Below are 25,163 nucleotides of genomic sequence, written 5' to 3' on the forward strand. Positions count from 1 at the left end.
GGCGACGCCCGCTCGGCAGGCGTGTACGAAATCGGCGCACAGCTCGGTCAGGTGTGCGCCCGTATACGGCCGGGGCCCGGGCGGCCGAGCCGTCCGCGGTGAGCGCTACGGCAGCTCCGTCGGCCCCGCCGCCAGCCGGTCCCCGATGTCGCGCAGGCCCGTGAGGTCGTGCACGTCACCGGGCAGTGCGGGCACCTCGACGACCGCCACCTCGGGGTGGCGGGCGGTGAAGCGGTCACGTGTGCGCTGCTCGCGGGAGAGCAGCTGCATGCGCTCCGCGTGCAGCCTCAGCAGGCCTGCGGTCAGCTGGTCGACGGAGCGCTCCGTGTCCGCTTCCATGTCCCCGTCCGGGGAGCTGGTGTGCGGGGAACCGGTGTCCGGTGAGTCGCTGTCCACGGCCGGTGAACCGTCGTCCGAGGCGGGGGAGCCGTCGTCCGGAGCCGGTGTTGCGGAAGCGGGAGATTCTGAACTGCCGTACGTGTCGGGAGAGTTACGAAGTCCAGCTTTCCCGCCCCCCTGATCCACAATGCGGGGCTCCTCAAGATTTTCCGCGGCGGCGAGCGCCCGCTCGGCCGACAGCCGGCCGGCGCCGCTGCCATGGACCCGGTTGAGTACGAGTCCCACCAGCGGCATGTCCTCCGCGGCCAGCCGCTCCACGAAGTACGCGGCCTCGCGCAGCGCGTCCCGCTCCGGGGCCGCCACCACCAGGAACGCCGTACCGGGCGCCTGGAGCAGCTTGTACGTGGCGTCCGCGCGCGTGCGGAAACCACCGAACGTGGTGTCCATCGCGGCCACGAAGGTCTGTACGTCCTTCAGCAGCTGGCCGCCCAGCAGCTTGCCCAGCGTGCCGGTCATCATCGACATGCCGACGTTCAGGAAGGCCATCCCCGCGCGGCCGCCGAGCTTCGCCGGAGCGGTCAGCAGCCGGATCAGGCGGCCGTCCAGGAAGGAGCCGAGCCGCTTGGGCGCTTCCAGGAAGTCCAGTGCCGAGCGGGACGGCGGGGTGTCGACCACGATCAGGTCCCACTCGTCCCTGGCCCGCAGCTGGCCCAGCTTCTCCATCGCCATGTACTCCTGCGTGCCCGCGAAGCCCGCCGAGAGCGACTGGTAGAAGGGGTTGGCCAGGATCGCGGCCGCCCGCTCCGGGTCCGCGTGCGCCTCGACGACCTCGTCGAAGGTGCGCTTCATGTCGAGCATCATGGCGTGCAGCTCGCCGTCTCCCTCGGTGCCCTTCACTCGCCGGGGCACGTTGTCGAGGGAGTCGATGCCCATCGACTGGGCGAGCCGGCGGGCCGGGTCGATGGTGAGGACGACCACCTTGCGGCCGCGCTCGGCCGCCCTGAGGCCCAGCGCCGCCGCGGTCGTCGTCTTGCCGACCCCGCCCGAGCCGCAGCACACCACGATCCGGGTCTTCGGGTCGTCCAGCAGCGGGTCGATGTCGAGCACGCGCGCGGCGGAGAGGTGCGGGCGGGCGGTGTCCTGCGCCTCGGCCGGGTCCGGACTCATGACAACCCCTGCTTCCGCAGCTCGGTGGCGAGTTCGTACAGGCCCGCGAGGTCCATGCCTTCCGCGAGCAGCGGCAGTTCGTGCATCGGCAGGTCCAGCTCGCCGAGGACCGAGCGCTGCTCCTGCTCCAGGGCGTGCCGCTCGGCGTACTCCGCGGCCTGCGCCAGCAGCGGGTCCACCAGCCGCTCGGCGTTCCCGCCCCGCCGGGCCCCGCCGAGCCCCGCGGCCGACAAGGCCTGCGCGAAGGAGGAACGCGGCACGGTCCCCACGAGTTCCAGGTCGGTCGCGTCGAGCACCTGAGGCCGGACCATGTTCACGATGATCCTGCCCACCGGCAGCCGTGCCGCGTGCAGTTCGGTGATGCCGTCGGCGGTCTCCTGGACGGGCATCTCCTCCAGCAGCGTCACCAGGTGCACCGCCGTCTCCGGCGACTTCAGCACCCGCATCACCGCCTGCGCCTGATTGTGTATCGGGCCGATCCTCGCGAGCCCGGCGACCTCGTCGTTGACGTTGAGGAAGCGGGTGATGCGCCCGGTGGGCGGGGCGTCCATGACGACGTAGTCGTACGCGAACCGTCCGGACTTGTCCTTGCGGCGCACCGCCTCGCACGCCTTGCCGGTGAGCAGGACGTCCCTGAGGCCCGGCGCGATGGTCGTCGCGAAGTCGACCGCGCCGAGCTTCTTCAGGGCCCGGCCCGCGCCGCCGAGCTTGTAGAACATCTGGAGATAGTCCAGAAGGGCCAGTTCGGGGTCGATGGCGAGGGCGTACACCTCCCCGCCGCCCGGAGCGACCGCGATCTTCCGCTCCTCGTAGGGCAGCGCCTCTGTCTCGAAGAGCTGTGCGATGCCCTGCCGGCCCTCGACCTCCACGAGAAGCGTCCGCTTCCCCTCGGTCGCGAGGGCCAGCGCGAGTGCGGCGGCGACCGTCGTCTTTCCGGTCCCGCCCTTGCCGCTGACGACCTGGAGCCTGCTCACGCCTTCGAGACTAACCAGTCCCGCCGACGGTCACGCGGGAGGCTGTGGATAAACGGCGCTCAGGCCGTCCGCCTGTCCCGTGGGTCACAGCGGATACAGTCGGCCCATGACCAAGTGGGAATACGCAACCGTGCCGCTGCTCGTCCATGCCACGAAGCAGATTCTGGACACCTGGGGCGAGGACGGCTGGGAGCTCGTCCAGGTCGTGCCCGGGCCCAACAACCCCGAACAGCTCGTGGCCTACCTGAAGCGGGAGAAGCAGGCGTGAGCGCGGTCGAGGCCAAGCTGGCCGAACTCGGTCTGACCCTGCCGGCGGTCGTCCCGCCGCTGGCCGCGTACCAGCCGGCCGTGCGCTCCGGTGTGTACGTCTACACCTCCGGCCAGCTGCCGATGGTGGACGGCAAGCTCCCGGTCACCGGCAAGGTGGGCGCCGAGGTCACCGCGGAGGAGGCCAAGGAGCTGGCCCGCACCTGCGCGCTGAACGCGCTGGCCGCCGTGAAGTCCGTCACCGGCGACCTGGACCGCATCGCGCGCGTGGTGAAGGTCGTCGGCTTCGTCGCCTCGGCCGCCGACTTCACCGGGCAGCCCGGTGTCGTCAACGGCGCCAGCGAGCTGCTCGGTGAGGTCCTCGGCGACAAGGGCGTGCACGCCCGCAGCGCGGTGGGCGTCGCGGTGCTGCCGCTGGACGCGCCGGTGGAGGTCGAGATCCAGGTCGAGCTGCTTCCCTGAGTTCCCTCGGCCCCGCCGGCCTCGGGCACCCCTCGAACATTCGCCCTACACGGGATAGCCTCCGGCCATGGCGAACGGTCAGTGGTACCCCGAGGAGTGGCCCGACCGCATCCGCGCGCTCGCGGACGGCACCCTCACCCCGGTGTCCCCGAGGCGCGCGGCCACGGTGCTGCTCCTGAAGGACACCGCGGCCGGCCCGGTCGTCCACATGCTGCGCAGACGCGCCTCCATGGCCTTCGCCGGAGGCGCGTACGCGTACCCCGGCGGTGGTGTCGACCCGCGCGACGACGACCGTCAGGTGCGCTGGGCGGGCCCCACGCGCGCGTGGTGGGCCGACCGGCTCGGCGTCGACGAGGCCGGCGCCCAGGCGATCGTCTGCGCGGCCGTCCGGGAGACCTACGAGGAGGCGGGCGTCCTGCTCGCCGGTCCCGACCCGGACTCCGTCGTCGGCGACACCACCGGGGACGACTGGGAGGCCGACCGCGCCGCCCTCGTCGCCCGCGACCTCTCCTTCGCCGAGTTCCTGGACCGCCGCGGCCTGGTGCTGCGCTCGGACCTCCTCGGCGCCTGGACCCGCTGGATCACCCCGGAGTTCGAGTCCCGCCGCTACGACACCTGGTTCTTCGTCGCCGCCCTCCCCGCGGGCCAGCGCACCCGCAACGCCTCCACGGAGGCCGACCGCACGGTGTGGATCCGCCCCGAGGAGGCCGCGGCCGGGTACGACAAGGGCGAGCTGCTGATGATGCCGCCCACCATCTCCACCCTGCGCCAGCTGCTCCCGTACGACACCGCCGCCGAGGCGCTCGCCGCCGCTCCCGCGCGCGACATGATCCCGGTACTGGCGCGGGCCCGCCTGGACGGCGGCGAGATCGTGCTGTCCTGGCCGGGGCACGACGAGTTCACCAAGCACATCCCGACCGTCCCGAGCACCGGAGGAGGCCCCGCATGACCGACGCCGCAGCCCTGCCCGGCCAGCCGCGAGGCGGTGTGCTCTCGGGGCCCGCGACCGAACGGGCCGTCAACGTGCTGGCGCCCAACGCCTCCGCGATGACCCTGGACGGCACCAACACCTGGATCGTCGCCGAGCCCGACTCCGAGCTGGCCGTGGTGATCGACCCGGGTCCGCTGGACGACACACACCTGCGCAGTGTCGTCGACACGGCCGAGAAGGCCGGCAAGCGGATCGCCCTCACCCTGCTCACCCACGGCCACCCCGACCACGCCGAGGGCGCCGCCCGCTTCGCCGATCTGACCGGCACGCGCGTGCGTGCCCTCGACCCGGCGCTCCGGCTCGGTGACGAGGGCCTGGCCGCCGGGGACGTGATCGGTCTCGGCGGCCTGGAGCTGCGGGTCGTACCGACCCCCGGGCACACCGCGGACTCCCTGTGCTTCCATCTCCCGGCCGACCGGGCCGTGCTGACCGGGGACACCATCCTCGGGCGCGGTACGACGGTCGTGGCGCACCCCGACGGTCGCCTGGGCGACTATCTGGACTCCCTGCGCCGCCTGCGGTCCCTGACCGTGGACGACGGCGTGCACACGGTCCTGCCGGGCCACGGGCCGGTCCTGGAGGACGCCCAGGGCGCGGTCGAGTTCTACCTCGCCCACCGCGCCCACCGTCTCGCCCAGGTGGAGACGGCCGTCGAGGACGGCTTCGGCACCCCGGCCCAGGTCGTCGCCCATGTGTACGCCGACGTGGACCGCTCCCTGTGGCCCGCTGCCGAGCTGTCCGTGCGGGCCCAGATGGACTACCTCAGCGAGCACGGGCTGATCTAGTCCTGCCGAGGGTCCGGCCGGTAAGGCTCTGGCTCTGGTCCGGCCGTTGGGCTTTGACGCCGTGCACGCGCGCGTACTCCGCGGCCAGCCAGGGGCCGAGGCCGTCCACGTACGACCGCAGGACGTCCGGGTCGCCGACGGGCTCGTAGCCGTACTCCGCCGCCCTGCGCAGCTCGGCGGCCCGCTCGGGGTAGTAGGCGCCGAACACCTCGGCCATCTCCCGCAGATCGCTGGTCCAGCCGTTCCAGCGGGGCATGACGAGGGTGAAGCCGGTGCGGACCAGGTGCCGGGACATGCTGCGCACCAGGGGCCGCCGGGCGTCCTCACGGTCCGCGGCGGCGGCGATCCGCTCCCGCCAGCGGGGGAGGAGCAGCGCGAGGTCGCCGTTGGTCTCCCGGGCGAGCAGGGAGTCGGGGCGGTAGCGGGGCAGGTACTCGGCGAGGTCGTCCCCGAGCAGCGGGGTGCACAGGCAGGCCACGAACCAGCCCAGGTCGTACGTCTCCAGGTCGCTCAGCAGCCGGGCCCGGCCGTACAGCAGCGTGCCCACGCCGTCGATCTGCGGGTACTCCTTGTCGAGCGCCTCGCCGAGGGCACGGACGGCCTCCCGGTCGGCGTCGGCGGGCTCCTCGTACAGCGCGACCAGCAGGTCCAGGTCGCTGCGCCCCACGCGCGCGGTGCCGCGCGGGATCGACCCGTAGAGGTAGGCGCTGTGCAGCCGTGTCCCGAAGGCGTCCAGCAGCCGGTCGCGCGCGGCGGCCACGATCGGACGGAACGTGTGCGGCACGCGCGCGAGGGAACCTTCGCGCTCGATGAAGCCCCGGGCGTCGAGCCCGTGGGGGACGGGGGGTTCGGCCACGTGTTCACTGTGCCCCGACGGGCACGGTGAACAGGCATGATTTTCGGTGCCTGTCGGCATCGACCGGCCCGTCCGGCGTTCGAGGACGAGGCCGGTCGGGCCGAAAAAGCAGGGGGCCGGGGGCGGCAGCGCCCCCGGAGACCTCAGCGCGACCGCTTGGCCAGCCGTTCGACGTCCAGCAGGATCACGGCGCGCGCCTCCAGGCGGAGCCACCCACGCTGGGCGAAGTCCGCCAGCGCCTTGTTCACGGTCTCGCGCGAGGCGCCCACCAGCTGGGCCAGCTCCTCCTGCGTGAGGTCGTGGACGACGTGGATGCCCTCCTCGGACTGCACGCCGAAGCGGCGGGAGAGGTCCAGCAGGGCGCGCGCCACACGGCCGGGAACGTCGGAGAAGACCAGGTCGGACATGGCGTCGTTGGTCTTGCGCAGTCGGCGGGCGACGGCGCGCAGCAGGGCGCCGGCCACCTCGGGGCGGACGTTCAGCCAGGGCTGGAGGTCGCCGTGACCGAGACCGAGCAGCTTGACCTCGGTCAGCGCGGTCGCGGTCGCCGTGCGCGGGCCCGGGTCGAACAGCGACAGCTCGCCGATCAGCTCGCTGGGGCCGACGACGGCGAGCATGTTCTCGCGGCCGTCGGGGGAGGTGCGGTGCAGCTTCACCTTGCCCTCGGTGACCACGTACAGCCGGTCGCCGGGGTCGCCCTCGTGGAACAGCGAGTCGCCGCGTGCGAGGGTCACCTCACTCATGGAGGCGCGCAGCTCCGCGGCCTGCTCGTCGTCAAGAGCCGCGAAGAGCGGGTTGCGCCGCAGAACGTCGTCCACGAGTTCTCTCCTTGTCGACCTGCTCAGGGGATCTTGCTCCCCCTTGGTACCAGGGGACCGTGCTCCCCATTTTGCCGGACGATCCAAACAGTGTGATCTGTCACAAGGATGCCGCACAGGTGTCCCAAGGTAAGCGGCAGGGGTCCAATCGGGGGCTGATCTTCCGGGTCCGGGGCGGATGTCGGTGCCTGGCTTTAGGCTGGCCGGGTGTCCAAAACGCCGGTGAGAGCACAGGCCAAGGGGGCTGGGCGGGTGGTTGTACGTCGGGATTCCGCTGTGGGCGAACATAGCTCTGGCGGAAATAACAAAAGTATGAAATCAGGACAAAAGGTACCTCGTAAGAAACCGGCTGCCAACGAGTCCCGCACCGCCCTGGTCCGCCGTGCCCGCCGCATCAACCGCGAGCTGGCCGAGGTCTACCCGTACGCCCACCCCGAGCTGGACTTCGAGAACCCCTTCCAGCTGCTGGTCGCCACGGTCCTGTCCGCCCAGACCACCGATCTGCGCGTCAACCAGACCACCCCGGCGCTCTTCGCGAAGTACCCCGCCCCCGAGGACCTGGCCGCCGCCAACCCGGAGGAGGTCGAGGAGATCCTGCGCCCCTGCGGCTTCTTCCGGGCCAAGACCCGGTCGGTCATAGGGCTCTCCAAGGCCCTCACCGAGGACTTCGGCGGCGAGGTCCCCGGAAGGCTGGAGGACCTGGTCAAGCTGCCCGGTGTCGGCCGCAAGACCGCCTTCGTCGTCCTCGGCAACGCCTTCGGGCGCCCGGGAATCACCGTGGACACCCACTTCCAGCGGCTGGTGCGGCGCTGGCAGTGGACCGACGAGACCGACCCCGACAAGATCGAGGCGGCCGTCGGCGCGCTGTTCCCGAAGATCGACTGGACCGACCTGTCCCACCACGTGATCTGGCACGGCCGTCGCATCTGCCACGCCCGCAAGCCCGCCTGCGGCGCCTGCCCCATCGCCCCGCTCTGCCCGGCCTACGGCGAGGGCGAGACGGACCCGGAGAAGGCGCAGAAGCTCCTGAAGTACGAGAAGGGCGGCCATCCGGGCCAGCGCCTGAACCCTCCGCAGGCCTACCTGGACGCGGGTGGCAGGCCGGCGCCGCCGCTGGGGGCCGGATGACGGAACGATCCCAGGGCTCCGCGGCGTTGGACACGGCAGGACGGGGGTGGCGATGACGTACACGCACGACACGCACAGAGGTCCGGTCACGCTGAGCAAGGAGGGTCTGCCGGGCTGGCTGGACCCGGTGGTGCGGGCCGCGGAGACGGTCGAGCCGCTCCAGCTCAGCCGCTTCCTGCCGCCGGAGAACGGCTCGGGCCGGCAGTCGGCTGTGCTGATCCTGTTCGGCGAGGGCGAGCACGGCCCCGAGCTGCTGCTCATGGAGCGGGCCGGCTCCCTGCGCTCCCACGCCGGCCAGCCGTCCTTCCCCGGCGGTGCCCTAGACCCGGAGGACGGCGACGTGCGCGGCGACGGGCCGCTGCGCGCCGCGCTGCGCGAGGCCGAGGAGGAGACCGGCCTCGACCCCCTCGGCGTCCAGCTCTTCGGCGTCCTGCCCGCCCTCTACATCCCGGTCAGCGGCTTCGTCGTCACGCCCGTGCTCGGCTGGTGGCGCGAGCCCAGCCCGGTCGGTGTCGTCGACCCGAACGAGACCGCCCGTGTCTTCACCGTCCCCGTGGCGGATCTCACGGACCCCGCCAACCGCGCCACCACCGTCCACCCCAGCGGTCACCGGGGACCGGCATTCCTGGTCGAATCGGCCCTGGTCTGGGGTTTCACGGCCGGAGTGATCGACCGCCTGCTGCACTACGCGGGCTGGGAGCGGCCTTGGAACAGGGGTAACGAGGTCCCGCTCGACTGGCGGTCATGACAGGGTGTCGTCCGTGAATGTGCTGGACATCTTGTTGCTGGTCGCCGCCGTGTGGTTCGCGGTCGTGGGCTATCGCCAGGGTTTCGTCGTCGGCATCCTGTCGGTGATCGGATTCCTCGGCGGTGGTCTCGTCGCCGTGTACACGCTGCCCGTCATCTGGGACGCAGTGACCGACAACGCGGAGGTCGGCACCACCGCGGCCGTGGTCGCCGTGGTCGTCGTCATCGTCTGCGCCTCCATCGGCCAGGCCCTGACCACCCACCTCGGCAACAAGCTGCGCCGCTACATCACCTGGTCCCCGGCACGCGCCCTGGACGCCACCGGCGGCGCACTCGTCAACGTCGTCGCCATGCTGCTCGTCGCCTGGCTGATCGGATCCGCGCTCGCCCAGACCACGCTGCCGACCCTCGGCAAGGAGGTCCGCAACTCCAAGGTGCTCCTGGGCGTGTCGGAGGCGCTGCCCGCCGCGGCCGACACCTGGTTCAAGGACTTCACCTCGGTCCTCGCGCAGAACGGCTTCCCGCAGGTCTTCAGCCCCTTCTCCAACGAGCCGATCAAGGACGTGGAGCCGCCCGACCCGGCCCTGGCGAACAGCCCGGTCGCCAACCGGGCCCAGCGCTCCATCGTCAAGGTCACCGGCACCGCCCAGAGCTGCGGCAAGGTCCTGGAGGGCACCGGCTTCGTCTTCGCCGACCGCCGCGTCATGACCAACGCGCACGTCGTCGGCGGCGTCGACGCACCCTCCGTGCAGATCGGCGGCGAGGGCCGCAAGTACGCCGCGAAGGTCGTCCTGTACGACTGGAAGCGCGACATCGCCGTCCTCGACGTACCGGACCTGAAGGCGAGCGCCCTCCGGTTCACCAACCAGGACGCGGCCGGCGGCGACGGCGCGATCGTCGCGGGCTTCCCGGAGAACGGCTCGTACGACGTCCGTGCCGCGCGGGTGCGCGGGCGCATCACGGCCAACGGCCCGGACATCTACCACCGCGGCACGGTCAGCCGCGACGTCTACTCCCTGTACGCGACCGTCCGCCAGGGCAACTCCGGCGGCCCGCTGCTCACACCCGACGGCAAGGTGTACGGCGTGGTGTTCGCCAAGTCCCTCGACGATGCCGACACCGGCTACGCGCTCACGGCCGACGAGATCCGGCAGGACATCAGCCGGGGGCGTGCGGCGAACGAGCAGGTGGGCACCGACAGCTGTGCCCTGTAAGGGTGTTGAGGATGCGTCCCGCGCGGTTCAGCCGCGCGGGTGACGCAGGCGCACGGAGACCCAGCGGGCCCGGCGCCGCAGGATGCGCGGAATTCCCACCCTGAGGTCCGCCTCCGCCAGCTGCGGAGCGCCTCGCTGCGAGGAGCTCGGCCCGGCGGCCGAGCGGCGGTTGCGCGGTGCGTCACTGTAGTCGTGCGTCCAGCCCATACCCCGACGTGTGCCCCCGCCCCAAGGTCGATAACCGCCTCCGCGCCCCCCAATTGGCCTATGCGGCAGGCATGTGGCCGTTCGAGGGACAACTGTCCAGGAAGCGGAAACTCCACTCACCGGGCCGCTTACCGGTCCGGCTCGGGATCCTTCAGCCAGTTGATGAGTTCGGTGGAGAAAGCCGCCGGGTCCTCTTCGTGCGGGAAGTGGCCGAGACCGTCGAACAGGCGCCAGCGGTACGGGGCTTCGACGTACTCGCCCGAGCCCGCCGCGCTGCGCGTCCGGGCCACCGGGTCCAGTGAGCCGTGCAGATGGAGCGTCGGCACCCGGACCGGCCGCTTCATCCTGCGGTTGAACTGGATGCCGTCCGGGCGGGCCAGCGAGCGCACCAGCCAGCGGTACGGCTCGATCGCGCAGTGCGCGGTGGACGGGATGCACATGGCCCGCTGGTACGTCTCCACGTCCGCGTCCTCCGGCAGCCGCGGCCCGGACCACTCCCGGATCAGCCGGCCCACCAGCGCGCCGTCGTCGGCGGTCAGCTGACGCTCCGGGATCCACGGCCGCTGGAAGCCCCAGATGTAGGAGCCGGCCGCCGTCTGCCGGGCGTCCCGGAGCATCGCGGAGCGCCACCGCCGGGGGTGCGGCATCGACACGACCGCGAGCCGTCGTACGAGCTTGGGCCGCATCGCCGCAGCCGTCCACGCCAGATAGCCGCCCAGGTCGTGCCCGACCAGTGCGGCGTCCGGCTCGCCGAGCGAGCGGATGACGCCGGTGACGTCCAGGGCGAGGTTGGCCGGGTCGTACCCGCGCGGGGTGCGGTCGCTGCCGCCGACACCGCGCAGGTCCATGGCCACCGCCCGGTACCCCGCGTCGGCGAGCGCGACCAGCTGGTGCCGCCACGTCCACCAGAACTGCGGGAAGCCGTGCAGCAGCAGCACCAGGGGTCCGTCGCCGAGTTCGGCGATGTGGAAGCGCGCGCCGTTGGCGGCGACGTCCCGGTGCGTCACCTTCTCCCCGTGGGGGAGGTCGATCCTTACGGCCGATGTCGCGGCGGGCTCCGTCATGACGACGAGCGTGCCACAGCCTCGATGGCCTCGGGTGCCCGGTCGTGCGGCAGCTCCGGGCGCGGGTGCGGCTTGGCGTTCTGCAGGACGCCCGCCGTCTCCTTCATCGACGCGGCGACCGTCTGCGGCCCCTGGCTCTTCTTGAGCTTCTTCGCGAACATCATGCCGATGAGCGCGAGCAGGCCGGCGACCAGTACGTTCGCCGTGAAGGACAGCAGGAAGCAGACAGCGAGGTTCCAGCCGCTCCAGGTCCGAATGCCGTACGCCAGAGCGAAGTTGAGCATCGGCAGGGAGAACAGCAGCACCATGCCGGCCGCCCCGAACGCACCACCGCTGGTCGCGCCGCGCTTGACGTCCTGCCTGAGCTGCGCCTTGGCCAGCGCGATCTCGTCGTGCACCAGCGCCGACATTTCGGTCGTCGCCGAGGCGACCAGCTGGCCGATGCTGCGTTCGGCGCCGACCGGGCTGCCGTCGGGTGCGCTCATCGCGTTCTCCCTCTGAAGTCGTATCTGCCGTCTTGATTTGTACCGTCTCGTCAGATCATGCCGGACGACCGTGCTCCTCGCCTGCCCCGCCCGGTACTTCCGCACCCCCGTGGCGCGCCGCGGCGGCCTTCTCGGCGGCGATGCGGCGGTGCTCGGCGGCCCTGCGCTCGTAGATGTCCGCCATCCGCAGGTGGTAGGCCGGGTCGTCCTGCTCGTAGATGTCCGGGATGCCGTCCCGGTCCTCGTCGCGCTCCTCGTTCTCCCACAGTCCGCGGTAGCGGGCGTTGCGTATCTTCACCAGCACCGTGGCACACAGGGCGGCGATCAGCGATCCGGTCAGGACGGCCGCCTTCACCTCGTCGGTCAGCAGCGCGTCGCCCGCGAAGGCCAGCTCGCCGATGAGCAGCGAGACGGTGAAGCCGATCCCGGCGAGGGAGGCCACCGCGAAGATGTCGGCCCATTCCAGGTCCTCGCTGAGCTCCGCGTGGGTGAAGCGGGCCGTCAGCCAGGTGCCGCCGAAGATGCCGAGCGTCTTGCCGACGACCAGTCCGAGCACCACGCCGAGCGTCTCCGGCTCGGTGAACACATCCGCGAGCGCCCTGCCGGAGACCGCCACCCCTGCACTGAACAGCGCGAACAGTGGTACGGCGAGCCCGGCCGACAGCGGCCGCACCAGGTGCTCGACGTGCTCGCCCGGCGAGTGCTCCTCACTCTCACGGGTGGTGCAGCGCAGCATCAGGCCCATCGCCACGCCGGCGATGGTGGCGTGCACGCCGCTGTTGTACATCAGCGCCCAGACGACGACGGCCAGCGGCACGTACACGTACCAGCCGCGCACGCCCTTGCGCAGCAGCAGCCAGAAGACCGCCAGCCCGGCGACGGCCCCGCCGAGCGCCGCGAAGTCGATCCGCTCCGTGAAGAAGATCGCGATGATCAGGATCGCGAACAGGTCGTCGACGACCGCGAGGGTGAGCAGGAAGGCGCGCAGGGCGCTGGGCAGCGAGGTGCCGATGACCGCGAGGACGGCGAGCGCGAAGGCGATGTCGGTGGCGGTGGGCACCGCCCAGCCCTGGGTGGAGCCGTGCCCGGTGAGGTTGGTGAGGGTGTAGACGAGCGCCGGTACGGCCATCCCGCACAGTGCGGCCACCACGGGCAGCACCGCCGCCCTGGGGTCGCGCAGGTCCCCGGCGACCAGCTCGCGCTTGAGCTCGATGCCGGCGACGAAGAAGAAGACGGCGAGGAGGCCGTCGGCGGCCCAGTGGGCCACGGACAGGTTCAGGCCGAGGGCGCTCGGGCCGAAGTGGAAGTCGCTGACCGCCTCGTAGCTGTGGTGCAGGGCGGGAATGTTCGCCCAGATCAGCGCGGCCACCGTGGCGACGAGAAGCAGGACACCGCCGACGGTCTCGGTGCGCAGCGCGTCCGCGACGAAGGTCCGCTCGGGCAGGGACAGACGTCCGAGAGCCTTGCGGGCGGTGTTCGGGGTGCGGGGCGCGGCCACGGTGGGGACCTCCGGGTCGGTGGGCAGGACGGAGCGCTTGCCGACCAGACTTCCCGGCACACCTGGAGGATCGTTTCGCGTTGGGGCTTTGTTTAGTTTACCTAAGGTTGCCGCGGGATGCATCCGGCGATCCGTACGATATGCGCCTTGCGTGCAAAAGGGGCGCCCGGCGAGTCGTCGCCGGGCGCCCCTTCGGCCGTGGGCCCTAGTCCTCGCTCGGCGCTGCGGGGAGCTTGTTCTGGATGAGGTCCATGACCGAGGAGTCGGTCAGCGTGGTGACGTCACCCAGCTGGCGGTTCTCGGCCACGTCCCGCAGGAGCCGGCGCATGATCTTGCCGGAGCGGGTCTTCGGCAGCTCGGCCACCGGCAGGATCCGCTTCGGCTTGGCGATCGGACCGAGGGTGGCGCCGACGTGGTTGCGCAGATCGCCGATCAGCTTGTCGTCCTCGGACGCCGTACCGCGCAGGATGACGAAGGCCACGATGGCCTGGCCGGTGGTCTCGTCGGCGGCGCCGACGACGGCCGCCTCGGCGACCGACGGGTGCGAGACGAGTGCCGACTCCACCTCGGTGGTGGAGATGTTGTGCCCGGACACCAGCATGACGTCGTCCACCCGGCCCAGCAGCCAGATGTCGCCGTCGTCGTCCTTCTTCGCGCCGTCACCGGCGAAGTACTTGCCCTCGAAGCGCGACCAGTAGGTGTCGATGAACCGCTGGTCGTCGCCCCAGATGGTGCGCAGCATCGACGGCCACGGCTCGGTGAGGACCAGGTAGCCACCGCCGCCGTTGGGCACCTCCTTCGCCTCGTCGTCGACGACGGTCGCGGAGATGCCGGGCAGCGGGCGCTGCGCCGAACCGGGCTTGGTCTCGGTCACGCCGGGCAGCGGCGAGATCATCATCGCGCCGGTCTCGGTCTGCCACCAGGTGTCCACGACCGGCGTCCTGTCGGCGCCGATGTGCTTGCGGTACCAGACCCACGCCTCGGGGTTGATCGGCTCGCCCACGGAGCCGAGGACCCGCAGGGACGACAGGTCGAACTGCGCGGGGATGTCGTCGCCCCACTTCATGAACGTCCGGATCGCGGTCGGCGCGGTGTAGAGGATCGTGACCCGGTACTTCTCCACGATCTCCCAGAACCGGCCCTGGTGCGGGGTGTCCGGGGTGCCCTCGTACATGACCTGCGTCGCACCGTTGGCCAGCGGCCCGTACACGATGTACGAGTGCCCGGTGACCCAGCCGACGTCCGCCGTGCACCAGAAGACGTCCGTCTCCGGCTTGAGGTCGAACACCGCGTGGTGCGTGTACGCCGCCTGCGTCAGGTAGCCGCCGGAGGTGTGCAGGATGCCCTTCGGCTTCCCCGTCGTGCCGGAGGTGTACAGGATGAACAGCGGGTGCTCCGCCTCGAACGCCTCCGGGGCGTGCTCGGCGGACTGCTGCTCCACCAGCTCGTGCCACCAGACGTCCCGCTCGGCGTTCCAGGCGACGTCCTGCCCGGTGCGGCGGACGACGAGCACGTGCTCCACGTTGTCCACCCGGTCGATCGCGTCGTCGACCGCAGGCTTGAGCGCGGACGGCTTGCCGCGCCGGTAGCCGCCGTCGGCGGTGATGACGACCTTGGCGTCCGCGTCCTGGATCCGGGTGGCGAGCGCGTCCGCCGAGAAGCCGCCGAAGACGACCGAGTGCGCGGCGCCGATGCGGGCGCAGGCCAGCATCGCGATCGCGGTCTCGGGGATCATCGGCATGTAGATCGCGACCCGGTCGCTCTTTCGGACGCCGAGTTCCAGCAGCGCGTTGGCGGCCTTGGAGACCTCGTCCTTCAGCTCCGCGTAGGTGATCGCGCGGCTGTCGCCGGGCTCGCCCTCGAAGTGGATGGCGACGCGGTCCCCGTGCCCGGCCTCGACGTGCCGGTCCACGCAGTTGTACGCGACGTTCAGCTCGCCGTCCTTGAACCACTTCGCGAACGGCGGGTTCGACCAGTCCAGCGTCTCCGACGGTTCCTTGGCCCAGGTCAGCCTGCGGGCCTGCTCGGCCCAGAAGCCGAGCCTGTCAGCCTTGGCCTGCTCGTACGCCTCTGCCGTGACGTTGGCGTGCGCGGCCAGGTCAGCCGGCGGCGCGAAGCGTCGCTCCTCCTTCAAGAGGTTGGCCAGGCTTTCGTTGCTCACGACATCTCCCTTTCCCAGGGTGTCCGTTGTGTCCCAGGCCACAGCTCATCAGACGCGGGGGTCCGATGACAAGGGTCGACGGCCAAATTGGTTTAGACCTGTCTGGGGCGGCAGGTCACACCGGACTGCGCAGCTCCGCCGCCGCGCTCCCGTCGTCTTTCACGTCCTCGAACACCTTGCCGGTTCTGCCGAGCAGATACGCCTGCGCCTCGCCCACGTGGAAGTACATTCCGTGCAGCTCCAGCGCACCGGCCGCCAGGGCTCGCGCGACCGAGTCGTGCGCCCGCAGATGATCCAGTTGCTGGACCACATTGGTCAGGCACAGCTGCTCCGCCGCGTCGGCGGGCGCCCGCCCGGCCAGCCGGGGCCCGACGCGGCGGTCGCCTGCCAGCCGCGCCAAGCTCGGCAGCCCGTGCCTGAGCCACCGCTTCAGCGGGGTCTGCGGCCCACCGGGCTCGGCGGTCAGCAGCGCCTGCATCGCTCCGCACCCGGAGTGCCCGCACACCGTGATGGACCGGACCCCGAGCACCTCCACCGCGTACTCGATCGCGGCGGCCACCGAGTCGTCCCCGTGCTCCTCGCCCGGCGGCGGCACCAGGTTGCCCACGTTGCGGACGACGAACAGGTCGCCGGGACCACTGGAGGTGATCATCGACGTGACGAGCCGGGAGTCGGCGCAGGTGAGAAAGAGCTGCGCGGGCTGCTGCCCCTCCCGTGCCAGCCGTGCCAGCTCCGCCCGCACCAGCGGGGCGGTGTTGCGCTGGAACGAGCTGATGCCACGGGCCAGTTCACGGGCCGCCGGGGCGGCGGGGGCCGAGGGTGCCGAGGGGGTCCCGGCGAAGCAGGCCCGGTGGTTGCGCCAGGGCGTCCAGGGCCGGCACCGGCACAGGGCGGACGGGGCCGGGTCGGCGGTCGTCACTCCGCTGCGCCGGCCCGCCAGCTCGGCGGAACCGCCTCGCGCGGTGTGGGCGCTCCGCCAGTCCTGCAGTGACTCGTACGCCGCGTGGTCCATGAACGACCCGTCCAACTCCACGACGGCGTGGGCGCCTTGGGGTACGAGATGCAGGGTTCTGCTGAGCCGGGGCACCGCGAGGAACGTCAGCTGGCCTCGTACATGTACGTGATGGACTCCTTCCTTCTCCGCATGCGTGATGCGGGTGTGGGTGAGGCGGTGCAGGGCGAGGGCGACCGCCACGGCGACCCCGAGGGCCACACCCTCCAGGACGCCCAGGAACACCACGCCGAGTGTGGTGGCGGCGTACACCGGCACTTCGCGGTGGCGGGTCACCGTGCGGATGTGGTGCAGGGACACCATCTGGATGCCGACGGCCATCACCAGGGCGGCGAGCGAGGCGAGCGGGATCTGCTCCAGGAGCGGGACCATCAGCAGCGCGGCGACTACTACGAAAACGCCGTGCAGCATCGTGGAGTTCCGGCTCACGGCACCTGATCTCACATTCGCCGAACTGCGCACGGCCACCCCCGCGACGGGCAGTCCGCCGAGCGCCCCGGAGACGATGTTGGCGGCGCCCTGGCCGAGCAGCTCGCGGTCGAGGTCCGAGCGCCCGACGTGGGTCCGGGCCCCGGACCGGGCGGCGACCAGCTTGTCCACGGCGACGGCGCCGAGCAGTGACTGCACGCTGCACACCAGGGTGGTGGTGAGTACGGCGGCCGCGATGCCGGGCACCGGGCCCTCGGGCAGCCCGGCCAGGGCGTGGCTGCTCCAGGACGGCAGGTCGACCCGGGGCAGGGTCAGCCCGGTCAGTGCGGCGGTGGCGGTGGCCCCGGCGACGGCGACCAGGGCGGCCGGGACCCGGCGCAGCAGACGGCCGGCGCGGCCGGGGACGCGCGGCCAGGCCAGCAGCAGGGTCAGGGTCAGCACGCTCATCGACACGGCGGCCGGATGCAGGCCGGCCAACTGGGCCGGCAGGGCACGCAGGTTGGCGAGGACGGAACTCTCGGGGCTGCCGCCCAGGACGATGTGCAGCTGGGCCACGGCGATGGTGACGCCGATGCCGGCGAGCATGCCGTGCACCACGGCGGGGCTCACGGCGAGTGCCCCGCGGGCCACGCGCAGGCAGCCGAGGCCCAGTTGGGCGAGCCCGGCGAGGACGGTGATGCCGCAGGTGGCCTGCCAGCCGTAGCGGTGGATCAGGTCGGCGGTGACCACCGTGAGCCCGGCGGCGGGGCCGCTGACCTGCAACGGGCTGCCGCCGAGCCGGCCGGCGACGAGTCCGCCGACGGCGGCGGCGACCAGGCCGGCCTGGAGCGGGGCGCCGGTGGCGAGGGCGATACCGAGGGACAGGGGAAGGGCGATCAGGAACACCGCGACAGACGCGGACAGATCGGTGCCTTCGACGAGAAAGCGGCGGCGCGGGGCAGGCGGGGGGCTGTGCGGCGGGTGGGGGTGGTGGGTGCGATGGGGTGCGCTGGCTGGCATGGTCCCGTCTCCTCCGGGCGGCGCGGTCGCGGACTTGGGGTGCCCCGCGGGGTGGGGGCAGGGTCGCGGCCATGGGGTCACGGCGTGCAGCGGCGGGATGAAATCAATGCTTGGTAAATGAACCGTAATGCGATGCAAAGAACTTACATAACTTTTCGGGGCAAATAGCGCATCAGGTCACTCCGACGAGTGAAGCGAGCATTTCATCGGCTTGTCGTACTAATTCCTTCTCGGCCTCGTGCGACCTTGGCGGCGCTGTCGGCATCAACCGGCACATCACCACAAAACGCCCTCGCCAGCGTTTGCCTGAGAGAAGGAAGAAGGTGGGCGGAACATGGCCGCCAACCAGAGGATCGCCGCCGGCGCCATGGTCGCCGCGGCGTGCGCCGCCTCGCTCGCCGGTTGCGCGAGTTCCAGCGGCTCGAAGGAAGGGTCGTCCGGCCCGCAGAAGGGAGTGCCGGCGCCCAACAGCGTGCTGCGTCTGATCGGCGACGGATCGACCGCGTTCACCGGTGCGCAACCGCACCTGCCCAGCCCCGAGCGGCTGAAGCCCGGTGAAAAGCCCCCGCAGTTCGTGGTGTTCTCCTGGGACGGAGCGGGGGAGGACAGCCAGAAGCTGTTCTCCCACTTCCGCAAGGTCGCCAAGGAGAACCACGCGACGATGACGTACTTCCTCAGCGGTGTGTACATGCTTCCGGAGGAGAAGCGCGACCTCTACCGGCCCCCGCAGCACTCGCCGGGCAGCTCGGAGATCGGCTTCAACGACGAGCAGGGCATCGCCGACACCCTCAAGCAGGTACGGCTGGCCTGGCTGGAGGGCAACGAGATCGGCACCCACTTCAACGGCCACTTCTGCGGCCCCGACGGCGGGGTCGGCGAGTGGTCGGTGAAGGAGTGGAAGAGTGAGATCGCCCAGGCCAAGGAGTTCGTGAAGACCTGGAAGACCAACACCGCGATGAAGAACACGGCCCCGCTTCCCTTCGACTACGAAAAGGAGCTGATCGGCGCTCGAACCCCCTGCCTGGAAGGGCAGAAGAACTTCACGAAGGCGGCCCGCCAGCTGGGCTTCCGCTACGACTCCAGCGGAGTCAACGACCAGGTCTGGCCCAAGAAGAAGCAGGGCCTGTGGGACGTGTCGATGCAGCTGGTCCCCTTCCCGGGGCACAGCTATGAGCAATTGACCATGGACTACAACTTCATGGTCAACCAGTCCGGCACGCAGACCCAGGGCGACCCCGACATGTACGACTACTGGGGCGACCAGATGCGCGACGGCCTGCTCAAGGGCTTCTACCGGGCCTACGACGGCAACCGCGCGCCCCTGATCATCGGCAACCACTTCGAGTCCTGGAACGGCGGCACCTACATGCGGGCCGTCGACGAGGTGGTGAAGGAGGTGTGCAACAAGTCCGAGGTGCGCTGCGTCTCCTTCCACCAGCTCGTCGACTGGCTGGACGCCCAGGATCCGCAGACGCTGGCGAAGCTGCGCACCCTGGAGGTGGGCCAGGCGCCCCGGCAGGGCTGGGCGTCCTTCCTCTCCGGTCACCAGGCTCCGGCGCCGAAGGGAGTCCCCGGGGCGCCGGCGGTCAAGCAGTAGGCGTCAGGCGGGAGTTGCCACGCTCTCGCCGAGCACGAACCCGGGGTCGACCTGCGCCGCCAGGTCGACCCCGGTGCGCTCGTTGCCCCACGACTCGGCGTTCCTCAGGTGGAAGTGCACCATCTGGCGCGTGTAGCGCTCCCAGTCGCGCAGCTCGTACGTGGCGTCGGCGGCCGCCCGGAGGGTCTGCAGGGCGCGGGAGTTGGCCTCCTCCAGCAGGTCGAACCGGGGCGGACGGCCCTTCTCCATGGCGCGCACCCAGTCGGAGTGTCCGACCGTCACGAGCAGGTCGTCCCCGACCTCCGCACGCAGGAAGTCGACGTCGTCCGGTGCCTGGATCTTGTTGCCCACGACCTTCAGGGCGACGCCGAAGTCACGGGCGTACTCCTTGTACTGACGGTAGACGGAGACCCCCTTCCGGGTCGGCTCGGCGACGAGGAACGTCATGTCGAAGCGGGTGAACATGCCGGACGCGAAGGAGTCCGAACCGGCGGTCATGTCGACCACGACGTACTCGTCGGGGCCGTCGACGAGGTGGTTCAGGAACAGCTCCACCGCTCCCGTCTTGGAGTGGTAGCAGGCGACCCCCAGGTCGGCGTCCGTGAAGGGGCCGGTGACCATCAAACGGGCGGCGCCGCCGTCGAGTTCCACCGGGCGCGCGCAGGCGTCGTACACCGGGTTCGGCTCCCGCACCCGGACCAGCCGTGAGCCCTCGCCGGGCGGGGTCGTCTTGATCATCGTCGTGGCGGAGGCGATGCGCGGGTTGGAGCCGCGCAGATGCTCCTTGATCAGCGACAGCCGTTCGCCCATGGCGGGCAGCGCGGCGGCCTCCGCCTCCTCGAGGCCGAGCGCGGGGCCGAGGTGCTGGTTGATGTCCGCGTCGATGGCGACCACCGGGGCGCCGGCGGCCACGAGGTGGCGGATGAAGAGGGAGGAGAGCGTGGTCTTGCCGCTGCCGCCCTTTCCGACGAAAGCAATTTTCATGTTCACCAAGCGTAGTCAGGTGATAGCTGTATGTGTCAGTCGGAGTGAAGAAGACCACTCCTTCGTGGGGCGGGTGGCCGGGGTGCGTAGTGTCGTACTCATGAGTACGACAGGCGCGACCGCCGATCCGCTCGGGGCCCTGGGCTCGCTGCCCGGCGTGGCCGAGTCCGTGGAGTCCGTGCGCAAGGCCGTGGACCGGGTCTACGGGCACCGGGTCATGCGGCGCCGCAGCAACGCGATCACCTCCGAGGCCGCGCTGCGCGGCGCCCGCGGTTCGGCGGCGCTGTCCGGCGCCGACTGGGCCCTGGAGGAGGTGCGGCGGCGCACCGACTTCAGCGTCGACGCCGAGGCGCGTGTCATGGGTGCGTCGCTGCGGCTGACGGCCGAGGCGGGCCAGCTGCTGTCCATCTGGCGGCAGTCGCCCCTCAGGGTGCTGGCCCGGCTGCACCTGGTGGCCGCCGCGGACAAGAGCGACGAGGTCGGACGGCCGCGCCAGGCAGGCGAGCCGGTCGACGAGCCGCTGATCGAGCTGCCGCTGCCGGACGCCCGGGAGGTGTCCGGACGCCTGGAGGGACTGGCGGACCTGATCATCGCGGGGACCTCCGCGCCCGCGCTGGTGACGGCCGCCGTGGTGCACGGCGAACTGCTCGCGCTGCGGCCCTTCACCTCGCACAACGGCCTGGTGGCGCGCACGGCGGAGCGGATCGTCCTGATCGGCAGCGGCCTCGACCCGAAGGCGGTCTGCCCGGCCGAGGTGGGCCATGCCGAACTTGGCCGCGCCTCCTACCTCGCCGCACTGGACGGGTACGTCTCCGGTACCCCCGAGGGCGTGGCTGCCTGGATCGCCCACTGCGGCCGGGCGGTCGAACTGGGCGTGCGCGAGTCCACCGCGGTGTGCGAGGCGCTGCAGCGCGGGGCGGCCTGAGAAATCCTCCCGGACAGGAGTTGCGGCGGTACGAGGACTCGTACCGCCGCTGGCATGTTCACCGGGTTACCAAGCGTCCTCGATATGTCGCCCATCAGGTCGGGAGCTTTGCCCGTCACCTGGTGCGGCTGGCCCGTAATCGACGGGTCGACGTCGCGTGGGTGCCCAATGCCCATACGCGGTCCGTGGGGCCATGTGCGTAGTGGTAGGTGATCCTCTCGGATGTCCTTTGGTCACGCGGGCCGTTGAGTCCTTTGTACTGCAGCCCCGAAGCAAGCGGAACCCCTGCCTGCAGTTCTTTACTTTAGGGTTCAAACGGGGGTGAATCGGTCAGGATGTGACGCCGCGGCGTCGGCTGGCGTACCAGACGAGGCCCGCAGTGGCGGCCGCCGCTCCTATGGCCGCCGCCGCGACCAGGGCCGTGCGGGGCGGCACGGAGAACGCGGGCAGCCGCTGCTTGAGCCGGACCGGCCGGCGGAACTCCAGGACCGGCCATCCCCGCGCGACGGCCTCGCGGCGCAGCGCGCGGTCCGGGTTCACGGCGTGCGCGTGCCCGACGGCCCGGAGCATCGGCAGATCGGTCACCGAGTCGCTGTAGGCGTAGCAGCGGTCGAGGTCGTACCCCTCGGACGCGGCCAGTTCCCTGATCGCCTCGGCCTTGGTCGGGCCGTAGGCGTAGTACTCCACCTCGCCGGTGAAACAGCCGTCGTCGCCGACGATCATGCGTGTGGCCACCACTCGGTCGGCGCCGAGCAGCTCGCCGATCGGCTCGACCACCTCGGCGCCCGAGGTGGACACGATGACGACGTCGCGGCCGGCCGTGTGGTGCTCCTCGATGAGGGAGGCGGCCTCGTCGTAGATGATCGGATCGATCAGGTCGTGCAGGGTCTCGGCAACGATCTCCCGCACCTGCTGGACGTTCCAGCCTCGGCACAGGGAGGCCATGTACTCGCGCATGCGCTCCATCTGGTCGTGGTCGAGGCCGCCGACCAGGAAGACGAACTGGGCGTATGCGGTACGCAGTGCGGCCCTGCGGTTGATCAGGCCGCCCTGGTAGAACGACTTGCTGAACGTGAGCGTGCTCGACTTCGCAATGACCGTCTTGTCCAGGTCAAAGAAGGCTGCTGCGCGGGGCAAGGAGTGGTTTTCCACGCCCCTGAGCATAGGCGCCCACCATTCGGCGTAAGGTGGGGCGCGTGGGTTTGCCTGAGAGGGCTCTCGGGTACACCATGGAAGTCACGGATCGTTCGCGACCGTGCTAACCCGGTCCGACTCCTCCCCCCCCGAGTCGGCCGTGGGGACGACCCCCGCTCTCCCCCCCGGCGGGGGTCGTCGCATGTCCGGGTGGGTTTTCTTCTCTCTTCAACGGTCGTGAGGCCGGTAGCGGGCGGCATGGGCCGCCCCTTCGTCACGCCCAGACGTCGTTACTCACGGTAATCGCAGCACTGCTCTGTGGAAGTCGCACAGAGACCAGTACGCGGGTCACCGGTATGGGTGACAGCGATATTCACAACCGCTGAGTTGTCCACGGTTTTTGACCAAGATCCACACGATTTCCCGGTTCGTTGCACCGTGATTCCTGCGCGCTCCGACCGGGCGAGTTCATGGCCGGTTCTGATTGCCCGGGCGCGTATGGCCGGTTCCTATCGGCCGTTCATATGGAGGCCGGTTGCCGGTTCTTCACACCTTTGGGAATCGCGAGGCCGCAGAGGCTGCGCGGAAGACACAGCGAAGGGGGACCACACGTGACCGGAACCGTCACCCACGACCCGGCGCCCGCCAACGGAGGCCGGCCGGGACGGCCGCTCATCGTCACCGAGGACGCCGAACTGCTCGACGACCTGCTGCGCCTGTGCGCGGCCGCGGGCGCCACACCGGAGGTCCACCCCGGCGTGCCGGACCACGGCGGTGGCTGGGAAGCGGCCCCGCTCGTCCTGGTCGGCGACGACGCCGCCCGCCGGGTGCGCGGGACGGCGCGCCGGCGCGGTGTGGTGCTGGTCGGCCGCGACCAGGACGACTCCGGGGTATGGAAAAGGGCCGTCCAGATCGGCGCCGACCACGTCCTGATGCTGCCCGACGGCGAGCAGTGGCTCGTCGACCGGATCGCCGACGTCGCCGAGGGCGTCGGCCGCCCGGCCCTCACCGTCGGGGTCATCGGCGGCCGGGGCGGGGCCGGAGCCTCCACGCTCGCCTGCGCGCTCGCCGTCACCTCCGCGCGCGAGGGACTGCGCACGCTCCTCGTGGACGCCGACCCGCTGGGTGGCGGACTCGACGTACTCCTCGGCGGTGAGAGCGCCGAGGGACTGCGCTGGCCGGCCTTCGCCGCCTCGCGCGGCCGGGTCGGCGGTGGCGCCCTGGAGGAGTCGCTGCCCGAGCTGCACTCCCTGCGGGTGCTCAGCTGGGACCGCGGCGACTGCGTCGCCATCCCGCCCCAGGCCGTGCGCGCGGTGCTCGCCGCCGCCCGGCGGCGCGGCGGTACGGTCGTGGTCGACCTCCCGCGCCGGCTGGACGACGGCGTCGCCGAAGCCCTCGCTCAACTCGACCTGGCACTCCTGGTCGTCCCGGCCGAACTGCGCTCGGTCGCGGCCGCGGGCCGGGTGGCCTCGGCGGTCGGCATGGTCGTCCGGGACCTGCGGTTGGCGGTCCGCGGGCCGTACGCACCCGGCCTGGACGACCGCGAGGTGGCCCGGCTGCTCGGTCTGCCCCTGGCCGGCGAGGTACCCGTCGAACCGGCCCTGCTGCGCCCTCAGGGCGCCGCGAAACCTCCCGGCGCGACCGGACGTGGCCCCCTGGCCCGCTTCTGCGCCACCTTCTGGGAGCAGGCGCTGGTCGAGGCGGGAGGCGCACGATGACGCTTCCCGGACTGGACCGGGCCGACGGCGCGGCCCTGCTCGACGGAGTCCGCCGCCGGCTGGCGGAGAGCGGCGCCGACCCCACCCCCGCGCGCGTGGCCCAGGCGCTGCGCGAACAGGGCCGCGTGCTGGGCGATGCCGAAGTCCTCGGCGCGGCCGAGCAGTTACGGTCCGAGCTCGTCGGTACCGGCCCCCTGGAGCCGCTGCTCGCCGACCCGCGCGTCACCGACGTACTGGTGTCCGCCCCGGACCGGGTGTGGGTGGACCGCGGCGGCGGTCTGGAGCGGGCCCCGGTGACCTTCCCCGACGCGGCGGCGGTACGACGCCTCGCGCAGCGGCTGGCCGCCGTGGCCGGACGCCGGCTGGACGACGCGCGGCCCTGGGCGGACGCCCGGCTGCCCGACGGGACCCGGCTCCACGCGGTGCTGCCGCCGGTGGCCGTCGGCTGCACGTGTCTGTCCCTGCGGGTGGTGCGCCCCCGGGCGTTCACCCTCGAGGAACTGATCGAGGCGGGCACCGTCCCGCCCGGCGGGGACCGGATCCTGCGGGCGCTGCTGGCGGCCCGGCTGTCCTTCCTCGTCAGCGGCGGCACCGGCAGCGGCAAGACGACCCTGCTGAGCGCCCTGCTCGGCCTCGTCGGGCCCGGCGAACGGATCGTGCTCGCCGAGGACTCGGCCGAGCTGAGACCGGAACACCCGCACGTCGTAAGGCTGGAGACCCGGCCGGCGAACCAGGAGGGAGCCGGCCTGGTCACTCTGGAGGACCTCGTCCGGCAGGCGCTGCGGATGCGGCCCGACCGGCTGGTCGTGGGCGAGGTGCGCGGCCCCGAGGTGGTCCACCTGCTGGCCGCGCTCAACACCGGCCACGAGGGCGGCTGCGGCACCGTGCACGCCAACACGGCCACCGACGTACCGGCCCGCCTGGAAGCGCTCGGGACGGCTGCCGGGCTCGACCGGGCCGCACTGCACAGCCAGTTGGCGGCCGCGCTGTCCGTGGTGCTCCACCTCGTACGGGATCGGTCCGGGCGGCGCCGGATCGCCGAGGTGCACGTGTTGGAGCGGGACGCCTCGGGGCTGGTGCGGACGGTGCCGGCGCTGCGGTGGGGCGAGCGGGCCTTCGTCCGGGAGCGCGGCTGGGAGCGGTTGCGGGAGCTGCTGCGCGGTGAGTTCGGGAGCGAGAGGAGCGACGGAAGTGAGTACTGA

General features: G+C 71.4%; 23 protein-coding genes. 11 read left to right on the plus strand and 12 right to left on the minus strand.

What is annotated here, in order from left to right:
* Positions 1-105 precede the first annotated feature (105 nt).
* Positions 106-1,506 carry an ATPase BagB gene (gene bagB, locus AC07DS_RS43955; RefSeq protein WP_479154341.1) on the minus strand — a complete coding sequence of 467 codons (1,401 nt, stop codon included), beginning with the start codon at positions 1,504-1,506 and terminating at the stop codon, positions 106-108.
* The gene (gene bagA / locus AC07DS_RS43960; protein WP_479154342.1) at positions 1,503-2,480 is read right to left on the minus strand and encodes an ATPase BagA; all 978 of its coding nucleotides are present in this window, start codon (positions 2,478-2,480) and stop codon (positions 1,503-1,505) included. Before bagA ends, bagB begins: the two co-directional genes overlap by 4 nt.
* 106 nt (positions 2,481-2,586) lie before the next feature.
* On the opposite strand from bagA, the gene AC07DS_RS43965 reads away from it, so the two are divergent.
* The 4 genes from AC07DS_RS43965 to AC07DS_RS43980 all read left to right on the plus strand — a co-directional run bounded on the left by AC07DS_RS43965 (position 2,587) and on the right by AC07DS_RS43980 (position 4,985).
* Positions 2,587-2,748, plus strand: coding sequence for a Sp36 family protein (locus AC07DS_RS43965; protein ID WP_003975360.1), 162 nt, complete (start codon positions 2,587-2,589; stop codon positions 2,746-2,748).
* A complete protein-coding gene (locus tag AC07DS_RS43970; RefSeq protein ID WP_145887591.1) occupies positions 2,745-3,209 on the plus strand; it encodes a RidA family protein in 465 nt (154 codons plus the stop codon). Before AC07DS_RS43965 ends, AC07DS_RS43970 begins: the two co-directional genes overlap by 4 nt.
* A 67-nt stretch (positions 3,210-3,276) precedes the next feature.
* A complete protein-coding gene (locus AC07DS_RS43975; RefSeq protein ID WP_479154343.1) occupies positions 3,277-4,158 on the plus strand; it encodes an NUDIX hydrolase in 882 nt (293 codons plus the stop codon).
* Positions 4,155-4,985: an MBL fold metallo-hydrolase gene (locus AC07DS_RS43980; RefSeq protein ID WP_479154344.1), complete on the plus strand. Its 831-nt coding sequence runs from the start codon at positions 4,155-4,157 to the stop codon at positions 4,983-4,985. Before AC07DS_RS43975 ends, AC07DS_RS43980 begins: the two co-directional genes overlap by 4 nt.
* Here AC07DS_RS43980 and AC07DS_RS43985 read toward each other — a convergent pair.
* Both AC07DS_RS43985 and AC07DS_RS43990 read right to left on the minus strand, forming a co-directional pair.
* Positions 4,963-5,841 carry a nucleotidyltransferase domain-containing protein gene (locus AC07DS_RS43985; RefSeq protein ID WP_479154345.1) on the minus strand — a complete coding sequence of 293 codons (879 nt, stop codon included), beginning with the start codon at positions 5,839-5,841 and terminating at the stop codon, positions 4,963-4,965. The two genes, AC07DS_RS43980 and AC07DS_RS43985, sit on opposite strands and share 23 nt — an antisense overlap.
* Positions 5,842-5,984: 143 nt before the next feature.
* Positions 5,985-6,659, minus strand: coding sequence for a Crp/Fnr family transcriptional regulator (locus AC07DS_RS43990; protein ID WP_094218401.1), 675 nt, complete (start codon positions 6,657-6,659; stop codon positions 5,985-5,987).
* 276 nt (positions 6,660-6,935) lie between these two features.
* Here AC07DS_RS43990 and nth point away from each other — a divergent pair, with 276 nt between their 5' ends.
* Genes nth through AC07DS_RS44005 form a run of 3 tightly spaced genes read left to right on the plus strand, consistent with a single transcriptional unit; the run spans position 6,936 to position 9,748 of the window.
* On the plus strand, positions 6,936-7,787 hold the full coding sequence (nth, locus tag AC07DS_RS43995) for an endonuclease III (protein ID WP_479154346.1): 852 nt from the start codon (positions 6,936-6,938) through the stop codon (positions 7,785-7,787).
* A 52-nt stretch (positions 7,788-7,839) separates the two neighbouring features.
* Positions 7,840-8,535, plus strand: coding sequence for an NUDIX hydrolase (locus AC07DS_RS44000; RefSeq protein ID WP_479154347.1), 696 nt, complete (start codon positions 7,840-7,842; stop codon positions 8,533-8,535).
* A 13-nt stretch (positions 8,536-8,548) separates the two neighbouring features.
* A complete protein-coding gene (locus AC07DS_RS44005) occupies positions 8,549-9,748 on the plus strand; it encodes a MarP family serine protease (RefSeq protein ID WP_479154348.1) in 1,200 nt (399 codons plus the stop codon).
* Between the two features lie 27 nt (positions 9,749-9,775).
* On the opposite strand, the gene AC07DS_RS44010 is transcribed toward AC07DS_RS44005, so the two are convergent.
* The 6 genes from AC07DS_RS44010 to AC07DS_RS44035 form a co-directional block, all read right to left on the minus strand.
* The gene (locus tag AC07DS_RS44010) at positions 9,776-9,955 is read right to left on the minus strand and encodes a hypothetical protein (RefSeq protein WP_479154349.1); all 180 of its coding nucleotides are present in this window, start codon (positions 9,953-9,955) and stop codon (positions 9,776-9,778) included.
* Positions 9,956-10,083: 128 nt separating this feature from the next.
* Positions 10,084-11,019, minus strand: coding sequence for an alpha/beta fold hydrolase (locus AC07DS_RS44015; protein WP_389188732.1), 936 nt, complete (start codon positions 11,017-11,019; stop codon positions 10,084-10,086).
* Positions 11,016-11,504 (minus strand): phage holin family protein, encoded by a 489-nt coding sequence (locus AC07DS_RS44020; protein WP_479154350.1) that lies wholly within the window; start codon positions 11,502-11,504, stop codon positions 11,016-11,018. The genes AC07DS_RS44015 and AC07DS_RS44020 overlap by 4 nt, the downstream gene beginning before the upstream one ends.
* Before the next feature lie 55 nt (positions 11,505-11,559).
* Positions 11,560-13,002 carry a Na+/H+ antiporter NhaA gene (nhaA, locus tag AC07DS_RS44025; protein ID WP_479154365.1) on the minus strand — a complete coding sequence of 481 codons (1,443 nt, stop codon included), beginning with the start codon at positions 13,000-13,002 and terminating at the stop codon, positions 11,560-11,562.
* A gap of 205 nt (positions 13,003-13,207) precedes the next feature.
* Positions 13,208-15,163, minus strand: a complete 1,956-nt coding sequence (acs, locus tag AC07DS_RS44030; protein ID WP_479154351.1) for an acetate--CoA ligase — start codon at positions 15,161-15,163, stop codon at positions 13,208-13,210.
* A 115-nt stretch (positions 15,164-15,278) separates the two neighbouring features.
* A complete protein-coding gene (locus AC07DS_RS44035; protein ID WP_479154352.1) occupies positions 15,279-17,603 on the minus strand; it encodes a SulP family inorganic anion transporter in 2,325 nt (774 codons plus the stop codon).
* 334 nt (positions 17,604-17,937) lie between these two features.
* Here AC07DS_RS44035 and AC07DS_RS44040 point away from each other — a divergent pair, with 334 nt between their 5' ends.
* Positions 17,938-19,200: a polysaccharide deacetylase family protein gene (locus AC07DS_RS44040; RefSeq protein ID WP_479154353.1), complete on the plus strand. Its 1,263-nt coding sequence runs from the start codon at positions 17,938-17,940 to the stop codon at positions 19,198-19,200.
* A 3-nt stretch (positions 19,201-19,203) separates the two neighbouring features.
* On the opposite strand, the gene AC07DS_RS44045 is transcribed toward AC07DS_RS44040, so the two are convergent.
* Positions 19,204-20,184, minus strand: a complete 981-nt coding sequence (locus AC07DS_RS44045; protein WP_479154354.1) for an ATP-binding protein — start codon at positions 20,182-20,184, stop codon at positions 19,204-19,206.
* A 100-nt stretch (positions 20,185-20,284) separates the two neighbouring features.
* Here AC07DS_RS44045 and AC07DS_RS44050 point away from each other — a divergent pair, with 100 nt between their 5' ends.
* Entirely contained in the window at positions 20,285-21,109 is an 825-nt protein-coding gene (locus tag AC07DS_RS44050) for a Fic family protein (RefSeq protein WP_479154355.1), read from the plus strand.
* Positions 21,110-21,439: 330 nt separating this feature from the next.
* On the opposite strand, the gene AC07DS_RS44055 is transcribed toward AC07DS_RS44050, so the two are convergent.
* Positions 21,440-22,273 (minus strand): HAD family hydrolase, encoded by an 834-nt coding sequence (locus AC07DS_RS44055; protein ID WP_479154356.1) that lies wholly within the window; start codon positions 22,271-22,273, stop codon positions 21,440-21,442.
* 581 nt (positions 22,274-22,854) lie between these two features.
* Here AC07DS_RS44055 and ssd point away from each other — a divergent pair.
* Together ssd and AC07DS_RS44065 are read left to right on the plus strand one after the other, a co-directional pair.
* On the plus strand, positions 22,855-23,961 hold the full coding sequence (ssd, locus tag AC07DS_RS44060) for a septum site-determining protein Ssd (protein ID WP_479154357.1): 1,107 nt from the start codon (positions 22,855-22,857) through the stop codon (positions 23,959-23,961).
* Positions 23,958-25,163 (plus strand): TadA family conjugal transfer-associated ATPase, encoded by a 1,206-nt coding sequence (locus AC07DS_RS44065; RefSeq protein ID WP_479154358.1) that lies wholly within the window; start codon positions 23,958-23,960, stop codon positions 25,161-25,163. The genes ssd and AC07DS_RS44065 overlap by 4 nt, the downstream gene beginning before the upstream one ends.

The organism is Streptomyces sp. NPDC044064 (assembly GCF_056434245.1).